Raw genomic sequence first — 16,123 nt, 5'->3', positions numbered from 1 at the left:
TAGTAGCAACGGATCAAGCGATAAATCAATTATTGTATCTCACAGCCTATTTGCTGAGACAACTCGATTAATTGTTGTTCACTATCCAATTTAACCGACCACTTGGTCTCACTACCATTGGCTGAAATTACATTCGCACCTCTACCAATTAAAGTCACAGCATCGTTCTGTGCTTGCAAGCTCACCATGTGTACCCCATCGAGCCTAATGACCACTTCAAATGCCGTAGCGATGATCTTACCGCCACTAAACGGGATCATCATTTGCTGGCACCTTCAGTGTCAACCGATGTCTTACGCTTTGATTTTACGGCGATCGTCAGTCGGCTAGTACAGACCAGTCTTTCTCGTTCGTCGGTAATGTTAATCTGCCATACTTGAGTAGAAACGCCCAAATGAATGGGTTTCGCCGTTCCAATCACGTGCCCGCTTCGCATTGAACGTACATGGTTAGCATTGATATCTAAACCAACACAATAGCTTCCTTTTGGTACACAGAAATTTGCAGCAACGGACCCGAGCGTTTCCGCAAGAACAACCGATGCTCCTCCATGCAGCATGCCTAAAGGTTGATGAGTAAAGGAGCATACCGGCATAGTCGCACAAATAAAATCATCACCAAAATCGGTATAAACGATATTGAGGTGCTCTATCAAAGTATTTTTTGATGTGTGGTTAAGAAGCTCTAAATTGATCGGCTGTTTCCAAATACTCATGATTAAATCTACTTTTAACTATGGTTAACAAGGATTGTACCCTAATGTTATGATTTACCAATTGTAATATTGCGTTTGAAATGGAGAATTCGATGAGAACGTGGTTAAAAATTTCAACGATTGCTGCGGCATTGACCGCGATTGCCTGTACTTCATCTCCTACAGGACGCAATCAGCTATTGCTGTTTTCCGATCAGGATATGAGCTCCTTAGGCGCGCAATCATTTGAACAAATGAAACAACAGCAAACGGTGAGTAAAGATTCTAAGACCAACGCCTACGTCCAGTGTGTAACCAAGGCAATCACTCAGCATGTCCCAAAGCAACCGGGGTTTACTGATTGGGAAGTGGTGGTCTTTGATAGTGACCAAGTCAATGCCTTTGCTCTACCTGGGGGGAAAATAGGCGTTTACACTGGGTTACTAAATGTCGCAGTTAATCAGGACCAGTTGGCAACGGTTATCGGTCATGAGATTGCTCATGTATTGGCGGATCATAGCAATGAACGTCTATCTCAGTCCCAAATCGCCAATGCCGGCTTACAGATTACAAGCATCGCTCTTGGTTCGTCAGATTACGCACAATATCGACAAGCAACAATGGCCGCGCTCGGACTAGGCGTTCAGTACGGGGTCTTGATGCCTTATGGTCGTACCCAAGAGTCCGAAGCAGATTTGGTTGGTTTAGAGTTGATGGCTAAATCTGGGTTTGATCCGAACCAGAGCATCGAACTATGGAAAAATATGGCCAAAGCATCAGGCGGTAGTCAACCACCGGAGCTTCTCTCTACTCACCCTTCACACAGTACACGTATTCAAGATTTGACGGCCAAGATCAACAACTTGCCTAACTATTCCGTTGCTCGCGTCAACTGCTCATAACAATAAGGGAGCTATTGGCTCCCTTTTCTCTACTATGTACCAAGAATGAGTAGCGGAAGTTGAAGCAGTTGGTCACCCGTTGAAGCAAAGAACCAAATAATTCCAATCAAACTTGCCACTAAGCCGACATACCAAACTGCGGATACAATCTGACCATAACGATCGAGCGGCAATAAGTGACTATGGTGACGACCACGCCACTCAAATACGATCTCTAACATACCCATGATGAGTAAAAAACCAAATAGCGTTAGGCCAAGTGAGTAACTTAGTACCACGCCACCAGCGGCAGCCGCGGTACATAAAACAATACCCGCAACGCTGTTCATCGAAAAGCTGATGCTTTTTAACACGTGCCCGCCGTCGAGAGGCAAAATCGGCAACAAGTTAAATAGATTTAGGAATGCATTGAACACCGCTAGACCCGCAAAGAACATTTCGCCTGTGATCAAATAAATCACTAACAGTACGACAGACAAAATCAATCCAAACATAGGCCCCATTATCGAGATAACGACGTCCTGCCAACGGGTGTTTATTTTCTCATCACTCAGAGCCAATCCACCGAGAAATGGTACTAGGTAGATACCTTTGGTTTTCATACCGAAGTATTTCATCGCTTTAACATGCCCATACTCATGAAAAACCAGACAAGCAATCAAAGCGAGCGCAAATTGAAAAGAGAACAACCAGGAATAAGCTGCAAGGCTAGCAGAGGCAAGAACAACTTTAACCAACTTGGCGCTCTTGATCGCTTTCATGCCTAGCGAGATTAATCCTATAAGGCTAAAACGCCTTTCTTGCGGCGGTGGCGTATACGGGACTTGTTGCTCGATGTCCTTGGTGTTACGACTGCCCTTAGCGATAACTTCCCCATTTGCACTGGCTTGGAAGTCCAAAGTGAAAGGTTGCCACACCAAGGTCGCTTTTAATCGGCATTCAAGCGTTTGTTCACCATTCATTAGCGTGAACATATGCTCCGTATCCCTTCCACGTTCACAATCCGCATCGAGCTGAGAGACAAGCTGATTGTTCCAAAACAATTGTTGCCAGCCAGCCATAGAACCTTCTAGACGAAGGGGCTTGCCTAAGAAATCAATGGATAGTAATTCCAACTTCCGTGACCTATTAATTTGAAATAAAGACGCGCTTGATTATGCCTATTGATACTAAAGAGGTAAAGAAAATGCTAACAATGTGACATTGTCACACAACGTAAGCTATTGACACGATGCATTTTGTTACTCGATTGATTACAAAAGTCAGTATTTGGCAATTTTACAGCGGGAAAACCTTTGCTATTCCCAATAGCCCTTTCATTTCGATGGATAAAGTGCATAATAGCCGCGTTATTAACACCTAATATATGTGAGTCCATTATGTCTTCTGAAGCTACTATGCTAGAACGCTGCCAATCTAAATGTGAACTATGTGCTGCTGATGCACCATTAACGGCATACGCTGTTCCACCGCACAGCCACGTGACAGTAGATTACGGCATCATGGTCTGTGACAAATGTCTGGGTGAAATCGATGAGCCAAAAGACATTAACCACTGGCGTTGTCTAAACGACAGCATGTGGAGCCAGGTACCGGCTGTTCAGGTAACGGCTTGGCGTCAACTAACTCGTTTGAACTCAGAAAGCTGGGCACAAGACGCGCTAGACATGATGTACATGGAAGAAGATCAAATGAACTGGGCAATGACAGGTATGTCGGCTGATGACAAACCTCTTGATTGCAACGGCGTTGAACTTAAAAAAGGTGACGACGTAACAGTTATCAAAGACCTGCCAGTTAAAGGCACTAACCAAGTCATTAAGCAAGGCACGGTTATCCGTGGCATTAGCATCGGCGATGATCCTAAGCTTGTTTCTGGTAAAGCGAACGGTGGTCAATCTATGTACGTTATCGCAGAATACTGCCGTAAGAAGTAATTCCCCCGAGTACGAAAAAAGCGTTCAAATGAACGCTTTTTTTATTTCTATGTACAGATAAAAAAATGCCTGCAACATGGCTAGCATTTCTTCTAATATTTCTATTAGCGGTATAGACCGATATCTTTTTGCATATGACCAGACAAATCAGTCGCGTATTGCGTACTTGGTTCGCTGTTATCTGTAAATAGAATATCTAGTAGGTGTGCAATCAATCCTTTGAAAGAAACCGAGTAGGTTTTTTTATCCATAGAGATAGGTGCTTCGATAGTACCCATTTGCATTGCTTGTGCCATGATTGCCTCTCTATAAACTGCTTAATTCGTTTTGTTGCGCTAATGATAGGCAATATTTTTTCGCGCAAAAAATGACAATTTTTGGATGTTCACATTAGATTTTTTAATAAAACAACCCATTAACACCCTACATTTTATTTAATCCAGATTAAGTAAATAAAAAACCGTAATTTGCCATTTATAATGAATACCTAGTCAGTCACAGTGGTGTATCCCGTTTTGGTATCACAAATATTTTACAACATTTCGCATTTCAAAACGGGATGTTACTCGAAAACTAATTAGTTTATTTATTGGTAGTCACAATGATTTGTTCTGGGTCATTTCTCTGTTTCATGATCGAAGCCACCACAGCTACCGTCATCGTAACCAACAATACGCACAACGAGACCGCTGTTGGTATTTCCCATGCCGAACCTACTAACATCATCTTAATGCCGATAAACACCATGATGAAGGACAGCGCAGGCTTGAGATAGATAAACTTATCCATCATGCCCTGCAATACAAAGTAAAGCGAGCGTAACCCAAGAAGTGCAAATACATTTGCGGCTAATACAAGGAAAGGCTCTTGCGTGACTGCGAAGATGGCTGGGATGGAATCGAGAGCAAACATAACATCCATAAAAGCGATAACCGCGATAACGATAAACATCGGCGTTGCAATGCGCTTACCTTGCTCTACAACAGTTAAAGCATTACCAGCAAACTGGTCACTGACTGGGACGAATTTGCGGATAATGCGCTCTGGTAATGAGTTAATTTCCTCATCGCCTTTATCACGCGCCAATTGGATACCGGTCCAAATCAAGAATAGAGCAAATACATACAGTATCCAGTGATATTGAGCGAGCAGTTGAGCCCCTACTGCGATCATAATTGCACGTAAGATCAACGCCCCAATCACACCCCATAGAAGCGCACGTGGACGAAGATGCTCAGGGACCATGTATTGATGGAATATGATTGCAAACACAAACAGATTATCAACACTCAGAGACTTCTCTAACAAGTAACCGGTGATGAATGAGACGGTTGCTTTTTCCGGCGTGTATAGACTGCTAGGCGCATAGAGATCCCAGAACAAGTAGATAGACGCAGCAAAAAGAAAAGCAAATGCAAACCAGAAGATGCTCCAGATTGCGGCTTTTTTGATGGTAATTTTCCCACCACGAGTTTGCCAGATATCAAGGGCAACCAGTGAAAGGATCAGAATGCCGAAGCAGATGTAAGTAATAGGGGTCATATGTCCTCCAAATGCGGAGGGATCAACAGAGTCATGAAATGTAACGATCCCAACCGCAAGCAAACAATTCACCTAACTTTTTTATGTTAAGTGCCATTTGATTACGTTGGTCTCGTCGAAATAATCCCGATGGATTCCATCAGAATTACTTATACTTACCGGAAAGATAGAATCTAACGAGATGACGATAAGTAAACCAGAGGCGACTACTCCCCAAACAAGGCGGATTCTATGCCTCAATCAGGCATTCGTCCATAGCTAAATTCGAAAAGGAGCAAATTTACTTGCTCCTTTTGTTTGGTGCCCTGTGGTGTTCGTTGTGACGGTTAAACGCCACCCACAGGAATAAAGTAAACTAATGCAGACCATACGCTAATCCAGCTAATGACCACTGCAACGTCTATCCAATCTTTACTCCACATAATACCCCCTTGAGTATTATTGATACATAGCATGAACCCAAGGAGTAACTAGCAACCTTTGTGCCATTGAATAGAACTGATATTGGGCTGTAGACGATTGAGCGTTTGCGGCTTATCTTCCAGCAGTCGAATGAAGCAGTCGGCCATCGAGACTGAGGTTATAACCCCTTCATCTTCCATATTCAAAATCGCGTCGTAACCTTCTTTACCTTTCATCGTATATGCCGATGAAGAACCGTGATATATACGCTGGTGGTCAACTGGCTGCCAGTTGCCACTCGAATCTAAAATCATTAAATCCTGTATACGCTTACCGATTTCCGCCTCAGACAGATAAGTAAAGCGCAGGTTATGTGTGTAAGGAAATGAGCCATCCCCTGTCCCTTCAACACCATTGTTTAGCGCGTTATTAATTGCCCCTTCTAAAATGAGCGGCAAGTATTGACCTTTAATTTTGTAGATACCGATCGGTACGGCAAATGGCAGTAGCTTACCTGCCACATCCGCAACAGATACGTTTCCCGCATTAAGTGAGTTCCTCACTCCTCCGGCATTATGGAGCGCAAAATCTACGTCGTACCCCATCTGGGTCATCTTGTAATGGAATGACTGTGCTACCAAAGGGGCGAGTTGACTTGGGCCTTGCTCATCTGGGACGCGGATGTGACGCAATTTTCTATCGGCTGTCGCAATGATCTTACCTTGTAAAGCCACCACCTGATTACGATACTTCTCTTGCAACACCGTCTGGAGTGCAGGATCTTTTTTACACACAACAACATTTGGATGTACGTTAATAAACTCACGTGCTTGTTGATATGGTGTGTCGTCATGAGTTTCGCTCATGCTGGCATCAATAAACAGTCGTCGACCAAGGAGTAGCTCATTTTGACCGTTGAATGAGATCAGTTCACCATTGGCCGCAAACTCCAAGTCGCAATGACCAAGGCTCAAGGCATGATAGCCCGCTTGTACTACGTAGGTTTGATTGACTTTTACGCCATAATCATCGTCTTTGGTTAAACCTAAATCACTGAAATCCCCCTGCAAGCGATGACTATGTCCGCCAACAATCACACTGATTCCATCGACATGGTTGGCGAGATCTAAATCGGCTTCGTATCCCATATGACTGAGCAAGATAATCTTGTTGATTCCTGCGAGGTGCATCTGTGCTACCGTATTTTTTGCCGTTTCAATCGCGTTAATAAAGGGCGTGTCCCAGTCTGGATTGGAGATGTCGGCCATCTTGTCGAGCGCTAAAGAAAAAATAGCAATCTTATCGTCACCAAACGGTTTCTCTATCCAACCAGCGCTATGAGTGACGGCGTTATAGCTCACCACCTTTGGATTGATTGACAGCCTATGTGCCTTATTGAGGGATTCGTTACTTAGATCCCAATTGCCAGCAAGCAGCGGGAAATTAATCTGAGTTGCAAACTGAGCGACGGGTTCATTACCCATGTCTAATTCATGATTGCCTAACGCCATCGCATCAATATCTAAGCCGTTAAGCATGGTGGCGTTTGCTTCTCCCTTAAACAAAGAGAAGTACAAGGTCCCTTGAAAGCAATCTCCCGCATGAAGAAAAACAAATTCTTGGTCTTGAGATTGTGCCTCTTCACGCAACTGTTTTACTCGCGTGGCGATACGAGCAAAGCCCCCTGCACTGACATAGGGCGCTAACGAGTGTCCATCGACATTGATAGATAACTGAAGAGATGTAGGTTCAAAATAGGAATGTGTATCATTGATGTGAGCTATCCGCAGCCGTGTTGTTTTATTTTTTTTATCTGTCATATCTTTTCTCTCTTTTCCGCTACATCCTACCTTATCCAACATGACAGATTCATTATATTTCACATTTATATTAAGAACGATATGCCATATACATCTGAATGTATGATGACGGTCATAGTTATAAAACGAGTTGAGATTGATGTCAGGTTAAGACTTTGTGAGCTAAATGTCTGCTATGCCAGCATTTTTCTATTATGCTTATCATAACAACAGTCATTGAGGTCACTCTATGAAGCTAGAGCGAATTGAGATTTCCGGGTTTCGTGGAATCAAACGTCTTTCAATCGCATTCGATGAACTCACCACCCTAATTGGTGAAAATACTTGGGGTAAATCATCACTCCTAGACGCGCTTTCTGTTTCACTCCCACCAGAGGGCACTCCGTATAGTTTCGAAATGACAGACTTCCACGTCGATTATTCCATCGCCCATCCCCAGACTCAGCACCTACAAATCGTACTAAGTTTGGTTTCTACTGATAAAAACGAAATTCACGCAGGTCGCTATCGAAAGATCAAACCCGTTTGGGTTGAGGACGAACAAGGGGTTCATCGTATTATCTATCGATTGAGTGCATCACGTGTGGCGTATGATATCGAGACTAAGTACAGTTTTCTCGATATCGAAGGAAACCCATTGCCGTTGCATCACTCCGAAAAGCTGGCACAAGAACTGATGAGTCTCCATCCTGTTATTCGACTCAAGGATTCACGTCGTTTTGAACGCCCTATTCACAACGGAAACAGTGTCAGTTCCCGTGTAGAGAAACGGATAGACAATACTTGCCGCCGTTTAATGGCGATTCCCGGCCACGTCAACAAAGGTGAAATGCGTAGTAGCCTGAATTCAATGAATGCCTTAGTCGAACACTACTTTTCTTTTAAATCCAATTCACGCAAGAATCCACGCAAACAGCGTGATGGTATTTTCTTTAATGCGCCTCAAGGTACCAAAAGTATTTCTCAGGTAGTTGAGGAAACAAAAGACAAACAAACTCGCTTGCTGTTTATGGGGCTGTTAAATGCCTATCTTCAAGCGAAAGGCCCAACAACACTAAGACGTTGCGCTCGCCCACTGTTGATCATTGAAGATCCAGAAGGCCGTTTGCACCCTACTCACCTCGCGCGCGCATGGGGTTTACTGCAACTTTTACCTATGCAAAAAATATTAACAACCAATAGTGGCGAGTTACTTGGTCAGGTTCCATTATCCAGCATTAGACGCTTAGTTAGACAGTCGGATCGTACCATTACCACTTATTTGTCTGAGCAAGGATTTGGCCGCGACGATTTGCGCCGCATCGGATTCCATATTCGTTTCCATCGCTCAGGTGCGCTGTTTGCTCGGTGTTGGCTATTGGTTGAGGGCGAGACTGAGGTGTGGCTATTTAACGAATTGGCTAACCAGTGCGGTTACAACCTCGCCGCGGAAGGCGTGCAAATCATCGAGTTTGCTCAGTCAGGTCTAAAGTCGCTGATCAAAGTTGCCAAAGCATTTGGAATTGACTGGCATGTTGTAACAGATGGCGATGCCGCCGGTAAAAAGTACGCAGCAACCGTTAAAGCTCAGTTGGGTCATGACCAAGAGCGACACAGACTCACCGAACTACCGGATCGAGATATAGAGCACTTCTTGTATAACAATGGATTCGAGCCGTTTTTTAAAAATATGGTCAAGATTCCACTAGATCACCCTATTCCCGCGAAAAAAGTCGTCACACGAGTGCTGAAAAAATACGCCAAACCGGATCTCGCGCTCGCCATCGTTTCCCACTGCGAAACCAAAGGTAACGAATGCATTCCAATCTTATTGCGCTGGACATTGAAGCGTGTCGTCACAATGGCAAATGGCAACACATAAAAAAGCGGCATCTATAACTAGATGCCGCATATCAAAAAATACTGATACAAATCAATCGGGGGTTCCTGAGCAGCTTCGGTATAGCAGTCAGGATGGTTATCTAAAGCTAAGAACGCGCTTGTAAGCGGTTATTAGCCTGAGATTGGTTCGACTTCTGATGAAGCCACATACCGCTCGCTTTCATTAGGTAACCAAAAATGCCACCTAAAATCAGGGAAGGAATCACTAGCTTCCAGTTACCATCGGCTGCAAAGGTTGCGCATGAACCAATAAAGGTGCCAGGGATATAACCGAGCCAAGCTTGTTTCGCCTGCACACACATCAAAAATGCAACAAGGGCAGTAATCACGTAGCCAAGGATTTCCAGTGAAGCGAATTGAGATGCGTAAATGATCACCATTGCCCAAAAAACGCCACTCATATTAGTTATCAAACTAACTGATAACCCTTTTAGTCCATCGTTTGGCGACGCAAAATAGCTAGTACAGCCCAAGAAACCTGCCCATGAAAGCTGCCCTAGAGAGATAGCTACCCACCCCCAAAGTCCGGATAAAATGCCTGTTGTAAGTGAAATTGCGACTAGAGTGCTCATTACGCCTCGCTCGGTGTGTTTAACCACACATCAAAAGTTCAAGTAAGCATACTAGGTAATTCCACGCCAATAACACACAACGTAGATCACACAATCAATAATGCAATCGCATTTCATATCATTAAACTTGTGACGTAATCGATATTTCAACAGTTTTAGTTAATAAGGCGCAGGGTCGTTGGCTACAACACTGACGGCTTGCCTTTCATCATTCGTGCCCCTTCTCGCTTAATGCACTCGACAAGCGGGTTTCCAATCATGTCGGCTCGCCATATAAAAGAGAGAGTCCGCTCCATACTGAGTTCTGGGACATTCAGAGCAACAAGCTGACCACTTTCAATGAATCGCTCAACATCAAGATAGGGCAAACAAGTAAGATATTGACCGTTTTCAACCATACTGCGAAGCACTGGAACGTGTTCGTATTCACGCCATACATCGAGATTTTGAATCAAATGGTGTATCGAACTGTCAAAAATCATTCGTGTCCCGCTGCCGTGCTCTCGCAATACCCAACGAGCCTGCTCAAGCTGCGCCAAGCTCACTGTTTCATGGCGTGCGAAAGGATGATGAGCAGCAACCACCACCGTTAGATGATCCCGGCACCAAACCTCCTGATGCAAGCGGTTGTCATCACAACGTCCTTCGATGATACCCAGGTCATATTTGTAGTCGAGTACACCCTCGATAACACTGTCGGTACTTTTGACGTTAAGTGAAATACGCATTTCAGGAAAAGAGTTATCAATAATACTGATAAGGTCAGGCACCAAATGTTCTGCTGGTGTTTGGCTTGCGCCAAGCTTAACGTGGCCACTAAGCAAATGCTGTTCGTAGAAGCCCATTTCAATCTGTTGTGCATCTTGCAAGAGGCGTTTTGCTTTTGGGCGAAGCCACATTCCCCAGTGGGTCAGAGCCATCTGCTTTCCTTGGCGTTCAAAGAGCGGACGGCCGAGCATCTTCTCCAATTGAGCCAAAGACATGCTTGTTGCAGACTGAGTTAATGCGAGTTTATCAGCAGCCAAACTGACACTGCCGCTATCGGCAACTGAATCAAATACTGCAAGCTGTTTTAATGAATATCGCATAGCGATCCAATCCTTTGCTATTGATGGTGTTTTCTACACACATTACTACGTTCAAATGTCAGATTGACCCGACATATACGCAAACCGTTTCATTTTACGCTCCTGCCACGGCATATCAATATTTTTGATGTGGTTTTTAAAAATTATCAATTTTACCTCTAGTGCTCCTGACCCTAATCTGGTTGGGCAGTGGTGAGTTATTCGCTGCATACACACAGGAGTAGATTTATGCAGTACACGTTGAGGAGCGGTTATGTCATCAACTCAAGTCAATAATCAGTACTTTTCGCCTATCGAAATGATGGCCGAAGCTGAAAAATTTGCGTTAAGCAAAGCCAAAAAGAGCAGCGGCATGACGTTAAGCCTAGCGATTATGGCTGGCGCGTTTATCGGTCTGGCATTTCTGTTTTACATAACAGTCACAACAGGCAGTGCTGACAGTGGTTGGGGGTTAAGCCGATTAGCTGGAGGCTTGGCCTTCAGTATGGGGCTCATTCTCATCGTCATATGTGGTGGAGAACTGTTTACCAGTTCAGTGTTATCGAGCATCTCTTGGGCCAATAAACAGATTAGCTTTACCAAGATGATCTCTATCTGGGGCAAGGTCTACTTCGGTAACTTTATTGGTGCAATGCTGCTGTTGATCATCGTCAGTGCCGCTGGCATGTATCAATTGGATCAAGGTCAGTGGGGATTGAATGCGCTCAATATTGCTCAGCATAAACTACACCACACCACCATCCAGGCATTCGCATTAGGTGTGTTATGTAACTTATTGGTTTGTCTAGCAATATGGTTAACGTTTAGCAGTGCAAACGCAATGACAAAGGCAGCAATGACAATTATGCCTGTTGCCATGTTCGTCTCAAGCGGCTTCGAACACTGCGTAGCCAACATGTTTATGGTGCCATTGGGGATCGTTATCCAGAACTTTGCTCCCGATAGTTTTTGGCAGCAAGTCGGCGTATCAGCGACACACTATGCAGACCTAAACGTTAAGCAATTTGTCTTCGCCAACCTGATTCCGGTGACACTTGGAAACATTGTTGGGGGAGCAGTTTTGGTGGGACTTGCGAACTGGGGAATTTATCGCAGACCACACCTAAAAGCAGCCAGTGTATCGGCCATTACAACAACTCAGTTAAATACGGTTAAGGAACTAACTATGAACAACAACCTAACGGCTAAAGACATTATGAATAGCGCGCCGGTCGTACTACGCGCAGACATGCCAACTCCAACAGCGATCGACACTCTTTTAGACAACCATCTTGCCAGTGCACCCGTTTGTGATATCGAAGGTCGTTTAGTGGGTTTCTTCTCTGCACATGACGTGATGGTCGACCTATGGTGTCAGGATTACATTCCAACGAGCGATCAAAAAGTGGTTGATTTAATGTCACGCGAAGTTATCGCTATCGATAGCAAAGACAAACTGGTTGATATCGCTGAATTCCTTTGTATCGACAAAGAACAGCTATACCCAACAACGAGCATGGGGATGGCGACTCGCTTCACCACACTCTCTTTAGAAGAGCGTGCGAAATCGATGAAAGTAAACCAACCGCATGTACTGCCTGTTCTTGAGCAAGGTAAATTGGTCGGTGTGGTCTCACAAGAAACTGTTCTTGCCGCACTGCGCCCTATTTACGGTGAACGAGTGAGCATCGTTGAACAACGCCATCTAGAAACAGCGTAAAAGACAGAATAACAACACGTTGGCTAGAAGTTTTGGTCGGGAAATAAGTCGCTTGACCAAAAAAAGCCCCTTAGCTCAGGCTAAGGGGCTTTTTTGTCACTTCCGCTGCTGGCGTTATTTCTTAACACCTTCAACGTGCAGTTCCATGTCTACATAACTTGATGCACCCATAACTGCGATATTGAAATCTGCAAGCTCAAGACGCGTTGTGCCGTAGAAGCCAGCACGCTCACTACCCCAAGGATCTTGACCTGCACCAATGAACTCAGCATCAATTGTAATTGGCTTAGTCACACCGTGAAGATTCAGTTCACCATTTACAGCCAGTTTGCCGTCGCCTTTATCAACAACACTGCTACTGGTAAAGGTTGCTGTAGAGTACTTAGAAGCGTCAATAAAGTCTGAACTACGAATATGTTTATCACGCTCTGCATGGTTCGAGTCTAAACTTGTCGTATCAACATTTACCATTACTTTTGATGCGGCTACGTTAGAAGGATCATAAGAAAACTCACCATCGAACTTGTTAAAACGACCTTTGATAAAACTGTAACCTAGGTGGCTTACTTTAAAGTTAACTGAAGCGTGAGCACCTTTGGTATCGATCATGTAATCTGCTGCGCTAGCACCAAAAGGCAATGCCATAACCATAGCCAGTCCTGCAGCAAAAATTGTTTTTTTCATTGTGAAGCTCCTATCATCTTACGTAGCGTGTTGTCTTTATTAATAAAGTGGTGCTTTAAAGCTGCAATTGCATGAACAGCAGCAAGAATAATGAGCGCCCAAGCGGTATAGAAATGAACCTGACCGGAGATATCAGCCTGATTTTCAAACAGAGCCCCTAGCGCGGGTACACTAAACCAGTTGAAAACGTCAATCGCTCGGCCATCTTCCGTCGAAATCAAATATCCTGAGACAAACAGCACGATAAACAAAACGTACATCGCCATATGAGCCAATTTAGCGCCAATGATTTCTAGCGGACTGCCTTCAGTTCGTGGTGACGGAGTCACTAATTTCCATACAAATCTAAAGATGGTTAACCCTGCTAGCAATAATCCAACTGATTTGTGCCAGTGCGGTGCGGTCTTATACCACTGACTGTAATAGGATAGATCGACCATCCACAGTCCGACACCGAACATGGCGATAACCACAATCGCTGACAACCAATGGATTGCTCTTGCTACTGGGTTGTAATTTTTTACGTCTGATTTCATTCAACAGCCCTATACCTTAGCGTTATTTTTGTACGCTTTAGACTACATTTCATTTCTTGCAACAGATTATTTACTATTCTTTACTTTCACGACATCCGTTGGTGTTGATTAAGTCGTTCAAAAAATTTGAAGGAACTTAATAATCACTCAATTGCTCGGCTTGATAGATTTCATCACCAATATCTAACATTTTTCTTTCCATTATCGCTTGTGCATCAGATAGGCCTTTGTTGTAAAAAGCGCCACCAAAATTCTTGGTAATAAACTCAAGCAGAAACTCACTATCGAATTGCTCGATTTCAATATCAAGTTCGTCTTCTAAGTAGTTCTGAAGCCGCTGCGCCATCGCCTGCTTTTGTTGTGATGTAAATTCAATCTTAGACATAAACCCCTAAAGCTCCTCAAGTTTTAATCGATTAAGTGTAACGAAACTTTATCGCAGCATGTTAGTCTAGTTACGCTTAGCGCTTATTATGGAGAGATTGATCTTGTTATTGGATGTATTAGTACAGAGCGTCAACGAATTTCAGGCTGACTGCATGGCGTTATGTGAAAAGCACTACCCAACAATTCACAATAAGGGGATGAACGAGCATCATTTGGGCTTAGCCTTTGCGCGTCGTCTTTCACGCACGCTGAATGAGTTTGGTCATGACTACGACTATAAGTCTCTTGATACGGTAAACAACAGCGATCTTCCCCATCACTATCGAGTCAGTTCAGAAATAGGCACGGTGTGGATTTTGACTTCTCACCTTGTTAGCGCTGGGCCTTCATGTCGTAAGAAGCTGTTTAAAACCATAGCCCATTGGCAAGAAGAATATGGATACGCCGTCCAACCGAACGATCTATTATTATTACTTACTGACCATTGGATAACACGTAGCAAACAGAGTCGAGAGTTACTGTATTGGTGGACAGGTCAATTACCAGACGAGATAGATGAATACCGTGTTCAGGGGATCACTCTGTATGAAAGTGAATCTCTACTGGCTCAATCTCTAGAACAGCATTTTAGCCTTAGCCCTTATTTCGTAAAGTTTACCCATCCATTAAAGCGCGCTGCGGATAAACAGCTGGTACGTAAATACATTCAGCTCTATTCAGTCATACAACTTAGTTAAACGCCGTCATGTCATCGTAAGGTCACGTTCTCCAACAATACTACTCCCTCTTTGTCGAGATAAAGAGCTTGAAGTGAAAGCTCTTAAACGCTACCAGTACGAACGATAGTATCGCCCGTTAATTTCCCCTCTAGCGTGGACAAAAACGCATCAAACCATGTTTACTACTTAGCCACTAATGACAAAACATTCAGTTAATCTATCTGCTAGTAAACGATTAATTAGCCAATAGTTGGATATGCCTTCAAAATTCGAGTCTTTAGTCCAAAGTTTGATTGACAGATTTACGGCCATGTCAATATTATGTCGCAATGTTGAGAACAACCCACTGTGGTTAACTTTGTCGATTATCGAGGTCTATTGTAGGTATGATTCTATCCACTAAGCAGCAATTTGTGGATTGCCTTTCCATCAATGAAAATTCGCAGTACGTCGGCACTTATAAAGACCTAGAACTCAATAGTGTATTCCAACCGATTTTCGACCGCCAGGACCAAGTTATCGGTGTTGAAGCTTTGGTAAGGATTCACCGTGAAGGACATGGTTGCGTCCGCCCTGATCTCTTTTTCCATTCTGACCAGACTGACTTTGATGACAAAATCAATGTAGAGCGTTTAAGTCGAGTCATTCACATCCGAAACTTTGCGCGTTCAAAATACCGTCATCTTCAACTCTTCCTTAATGTCCTTCCATCCGCTGGGGAATATCTAGCCATCGAAAGTATTGATTCTTGCTTGCTAAATCAGCGTCTCAAAGCTCTTGAGCTGAGTAGCTCGCAAATTGTCATGGAAGTCATTGAACTCGCTGCATCGAGTGAAGAGAACCTGCGCCGAGCGATGGGCAAACTTGCTGAGAATAAGTTCACAATCGCGGTAGATGACTATGGTATAAATGCCTCAAACCAAAAGCGTGTTGAAGCGTTAAGACCCGGAATAATTAAAATTGATCGCACATTGATGCTATCGTGCATGGACGGCGATAAAAGCGGCTTGCTGTCTAGCATTAACCTTGCAAAAAAACTCAATGCAAAAACGGTAATTGAGGGTATTGAGACCCAACAGCAGCTTGATGCAATGCGTCAGTTAGAGATCGATATGTTCCAAGGGTATTTTCTCGCAATGCCGGCTCCACTAGAGGCCATCCATCAGCTCGCAACACACAACTTTGAGGTATTGAGTAAGTAAAATGTGACAAACGGCGATTTAAATAAGTTGTCCTGAAACTCTCGCTGAGAACAATACC

General features: G+C 43.8%; 17 protein-coding genes. 6 read left to right on the top strand and 11 right to left on the bottom strand.

Features of this window, described 5'->3' with window-relative positions:
• Positions 1-29 precede the first annotated feature (29 nt).
• Together QTN94_RS02680 and QTN94_RS02675 are read right to left on the bottom strand one after the other, a co-directional pair.
• Positions 30-263, bottom strand: a complete 234-nt coding sequence (locus QTN94_RS02680; protein ID WP_138971484.1) for a DUF3389 domain-containing protein — start codon at positions 261-263, stop codon at positions 30-32.
• Complete coding sequence (locus QTN94_RS02675) at positions 260-715, bottom strand: hotdog fold thioesterase (RefSeq protein ID WP_138971483.1); 456 nt, start codon at positions 713-715, stop codon at positions 260-262. Before QTN94_RS02675 ends, QTN94_RS02680 begins: the two co-directional genes overlap by 4 nt.
• Positions 716-807: 92 nt before the next feature.
• Here QTN94_RS02675 and QTN94_RS02670 point away from each other — a divergent pair, with 92 nt between their 5' ends.
• On the top strand, positions 808-1,596 hold the full coding sequence (locus tag QTN94_RS02670; RefSeq protein WP_331426761.1) for a M48 family metallopeptidase: 789 nt from the start codon (positions 808-810) through the stop codon (positions 1,594-1,596).
• 32 nt (positions 1,597-1,628) lie between these two features.
• Here QTN94_RS02670 and QTN94_RS02665 read toward each other — a convergent pair whose 3' ends face one another.
• A complete protein-coding gene (locus tag QTN94_RS02665) occupies positions 1,629-2,711 on the bottom strand; it encodes a site-2 protease family protein (RefSeq protein ID WP_331426759.1) in 1,083 nt (360 codons plus the stop codon).
• 264 nt (positions 2,712-2,975) lie between these two features.
• Between QTN94_RS02665 and QTN94_RS02660 the strand changes: the two genes are divergently transcribed.
• Positions 2,976-3,533 (top strand): PhnA domain-containing protein, encoded by a 558-nt coding sequence (locus QTN94_RS02660; RefSeq protein ID WP_138973568.1) that lies wholly within the window; start codon positions 2,976-2,978, stop codon positions 3,531-3,533.
• A 104-nt stretch (positions 3,534-3,637) separates the two neighbouring features.
• Here QTN94_RS02660 and QTN94_RS02655 read toward each other — a convergent pair whose 3' ends face one another.
• From QTN94_RS02655 to QTN94_RS02645, 3 genes are all read right to left on the bottom strand, one after another.
• Positions 3,638-3,829 (bottom strand): hypothetical protein, encoded by a 192-nt coding sequence (locus QTN94_RS02655; protein WP_138973567.1) that lies wholly within the window; start codon positions 3,827-3,829, stop codon positions 3,638-3,640.
• 286 nt (positions 3,830-4,115) lie between these two features.
• Entirely contained in the window at positions 4,116-5,075 is a 960-nt protein-coding gene (locus tag QTN94_RS02650; protein WP_331416606.1) for a TerC/Alx family metal homeostasis membrane protein, read from the bottom strand.
• 470 nt (positions 5,076-5,545) lie between these two features.
• The gene (locus QTN94_RS02645; protein WP_331416605.1) at positions 5,546-7,297 is read right to left on the bottom strand and encodes a bifunctional metallophosphatase/5'-nucleotidase; all 1,752 of its coding nucleotides are present in this window, start codon (positions 7,295-7,297) and stop codon (positions 5,546-5,548) included.
• Positions 7,298-7,526: 229 nt separating this feature from the next.
• Between QTN94_RS02645 and QTN94_RS02640 the strand changes: the two genes are divergently transcribed.
• Complete coding sequence (locus tag QTN94_RS02640) at positions 7,527-9,158, top strand: ATP-dependent endonuclease (protein ID WP_331416604.1); 1,632 nt, start codon at positions 7,527-7,529, stop codon at positions 9,156-9,158.
• Between the two features lie 106 nt (positions 9,159-9,264).
• On the opposite strand, the gene QTN94_RS02635 is transcribed toward QTN94_RS02640, so the two are convergent.
• Together QTN94_RS02635 and QTN94_RS02630 are read right to left on the bottom strand one after the other, a co-directional pair.
• Complete coding sequence (locus tag QTN94_RS02635; RefSeq protein ID WP_331426757.1) at positions 9,265-9,750, bottom strand: DUF1097 domain-containing protein; 486 nt, start codon at positions 9,748-9,750, stop codon at positions 9,265-9,267.
• Between the two features lie 182 nt (positions 9,751-9,932).
• Positions 9,933-10,838 (bottom strand): LysR substrate-binding domain-containing protein, encoded by a 906-nt coding sequence (locus QTN94_RS02630; protein WP_331426756.1) that lies wholly within the window; start codon positions 10,836-10,838, stop codon positions 9,933-9,935.
• A 253-nt stretch (positions 10,839-11,091) separates the two neighbouring features.
• On the opposite strand from QTN94_RS02630, the gene focA reads away from it, so the two are divergent.
• Entirely contained in the window at positions 11,092-12,537 is a 1,446-nt protein-coding gene (gene focA / locus QTN94_RS02625) for a formate transporter FocA (RefSeq protein ID WP_331426754.1), read from the top strand.
• 114 nt (positions 12,538-12,651) lie between these two features.
• On the opposite strand, the gene QTN94_RS02620 is transcribed toward focA, so the two are convergent.
• The 3 genes from QTN94_RS02620 to QTN94_RS02610 form a co-directional block, all read right to left on the bottom strand.
• On the bottom strand, positions 12,652-13,221 hold the full coding sequence (locus QTN94_RS02620) for a YceI family protein (RefSeq protein ID WP_331416600.1): 570 nt from the start codon (positions 13,219-13,221) through the stop codon (positions 12,652-12,654).
• Positions 13,218-13,757: a cytochrome b gene (locus tag QTN94_RS02615; RefSeq protein ID WP_331416599.1), complete on the bottom strand. Its 540-nt coding sequence runs from the start codon at positions 13,755-13,757 to the stop codon at positions 13,218-13,220. The genes QTN94_RS02620 and QTN94_RS02615 overlap by 4 nt, the downstream gene beginning before the upstream one ends.
• Positions 13,758-13,893: 136 nt before the next feature.
• Positions 13,894-14,142: a DUF2164 domain-containing protein gene (locus QTN94_RS02610; RefSeq protein WP_331416598.1), complete on the bottom strand. Its 249-nt coding sequence runs from the start codon at positions 14,140-14,142 to the stop codon at positions 13,894-13,896.
• A gap of 103 nt (positions 14,143-14,245) precedes the next feature.
• Here QTN94_RS02610 and QTN94_RS02605 point away from each other — a divergent pair, with 103 nt between their 5' ends.
• Positions 14,246-14,881 (top strand): hypothetical protein, encoded by a 636-nt coding sequence (locus tag QTN94_RS02605; protein ID WP_331416648.1) that lies wholly within the window; start codon positions 14,246-14,248, stop codon positions 14,879-14,881.
• A 368-nt stretch (positions 14,882-15,249) separates the two neighbouring features.
• On the top strand, positions 15,250-16,065 hold the full coding sequence (locus tag QTN94_RS02600; RefSeq protein WP_331416597.1) for an EAL domain-containing protein: 816 nt from the start codon (positions 15,250-15,252) through the stop codon (positions 16,063-16,065).
• The last annotated feature ends 58 nt before the right edge of the window (positions 16,066-16,123 follow it).

The sequence above is a fragment of the Vibrio sp. M250220 genome, assembly GCF_036533795.1.
Classification (GTDB): Bacteria; Pseudomonadota; Gammaproteobacteria; order Enterobacterales; family Vibrionaceae; genus Vibrio.
This window is presented reverse-complemented; position numbering and strand designations above follow the sequence as displayed.

Excerpts from the sequence above, each read along its gene's own strand:
- QTN94_RS02680 (WP_138971484.1), bottom strand. The coding sequence starts at position 263 with ATGATGATCCCGTTTAGTGGCGGTAAGATCATCGCTACGGCATTTGAA.
- QTN94_RS02675 (WP_138971483.1), bottom strand. The coding sequence starts at position 715 with ATGAGTATTTGGAAACAGCCGATCAATTTAGAGCTTCTTAACCACACA.
- QTN94_RS02670 (WP_331426761.1), top strand. The coding sequence starts at position 808 with ATGAGAACGTGGTTAAAAATTTCAACGATTGCTGCGGCATTGACCGCG.
- QTN94_RS02660 (WP_138973568.1), top strand. The coding sequence starts at position 2,976 with ATGTCTTCTGAAGCTACTATGCTAGAACGCTGCCAATCTAAATGTGAA.
- QTN94_RS02655 (WP_138973567.1), bottom strand. The coding sequence starts at position 3,829 with ATGGCACAAGCAATGCAAATGGGTACTATCGAAGCACCTATCTCTATG.
- QTN94_RS02650 (WP_331416606.1), bottom strand. The coding sequence starts at position 5,075 with ATGACCCCTATTACTTACATCTGCTTCGGCATTCTGATCCTTTCACTG.
- QTN94_RS02645 (WP_331416605.1), bottom strand. The coding sequence starts at position 7,297 with ATGACAGATAAAAAAAATAAAACAACACGGCTGCGGATAGCTCACATC.
- QTN94_RS02640 (WP_331416604.1), top strand. The coding sequence starts at position 7,527 with ATGAAGCTAGAGCGAATTGAGATTTCCGGGTTTCGTGGAATCAAACGT.
- QTN94_RS02635 (WP_331426757.1), bottom strand. The coding sequence starts at position 9,750 with ATGAGCACTCTAGTCGCAATTTCACTTACAACAGGCATTTTATCCGGA.
- QTN94_RS02630 (WP_331426756.1), bottom strand. The coding sequence starts at position 10,838 with ATGCGATATTCATTAAAACAGCTTGCAGTATTTGATTCAGTTGCCGAT.
- focA (WP_331426754.1), top strand. The coding sequence starts at position 11,092 with ATGTCATCAACTCAAGTCAATAATCAGTACTTTTCGCCTATCGAAATG.
- QTN94_RS02620 (WP_331416600.1), bottom strand. The coding sequence starts at position 13,221 with ATGAAAAAAACAATTTTTGCTGCAGGACTGGCTATGGTTATGGCATTG.
- QTN94_RS02615 (WP_331416599.1), bottom strand. The coding sequence starts at position 13,757 with ATGAAATCAGACGTAAAAAATTACAACCCAGTAGCAAGAGCAATCCAT.
- QTN94_RS02610 (WP_331416598.1), bottom strand. The coding sequence starts at position 14,142 with ATGTCTAAGATTGAATTTACATCACAACAAAAGCAGGCGATGGCGCAG.
- QTN94_RS02600 (WP_331416597.1), top strand. The coding sequence starts at position 15,250 with ATGATTCTATCCACTAAGCAGCAATTTGTGGATTGCCTTTCCATCAAT.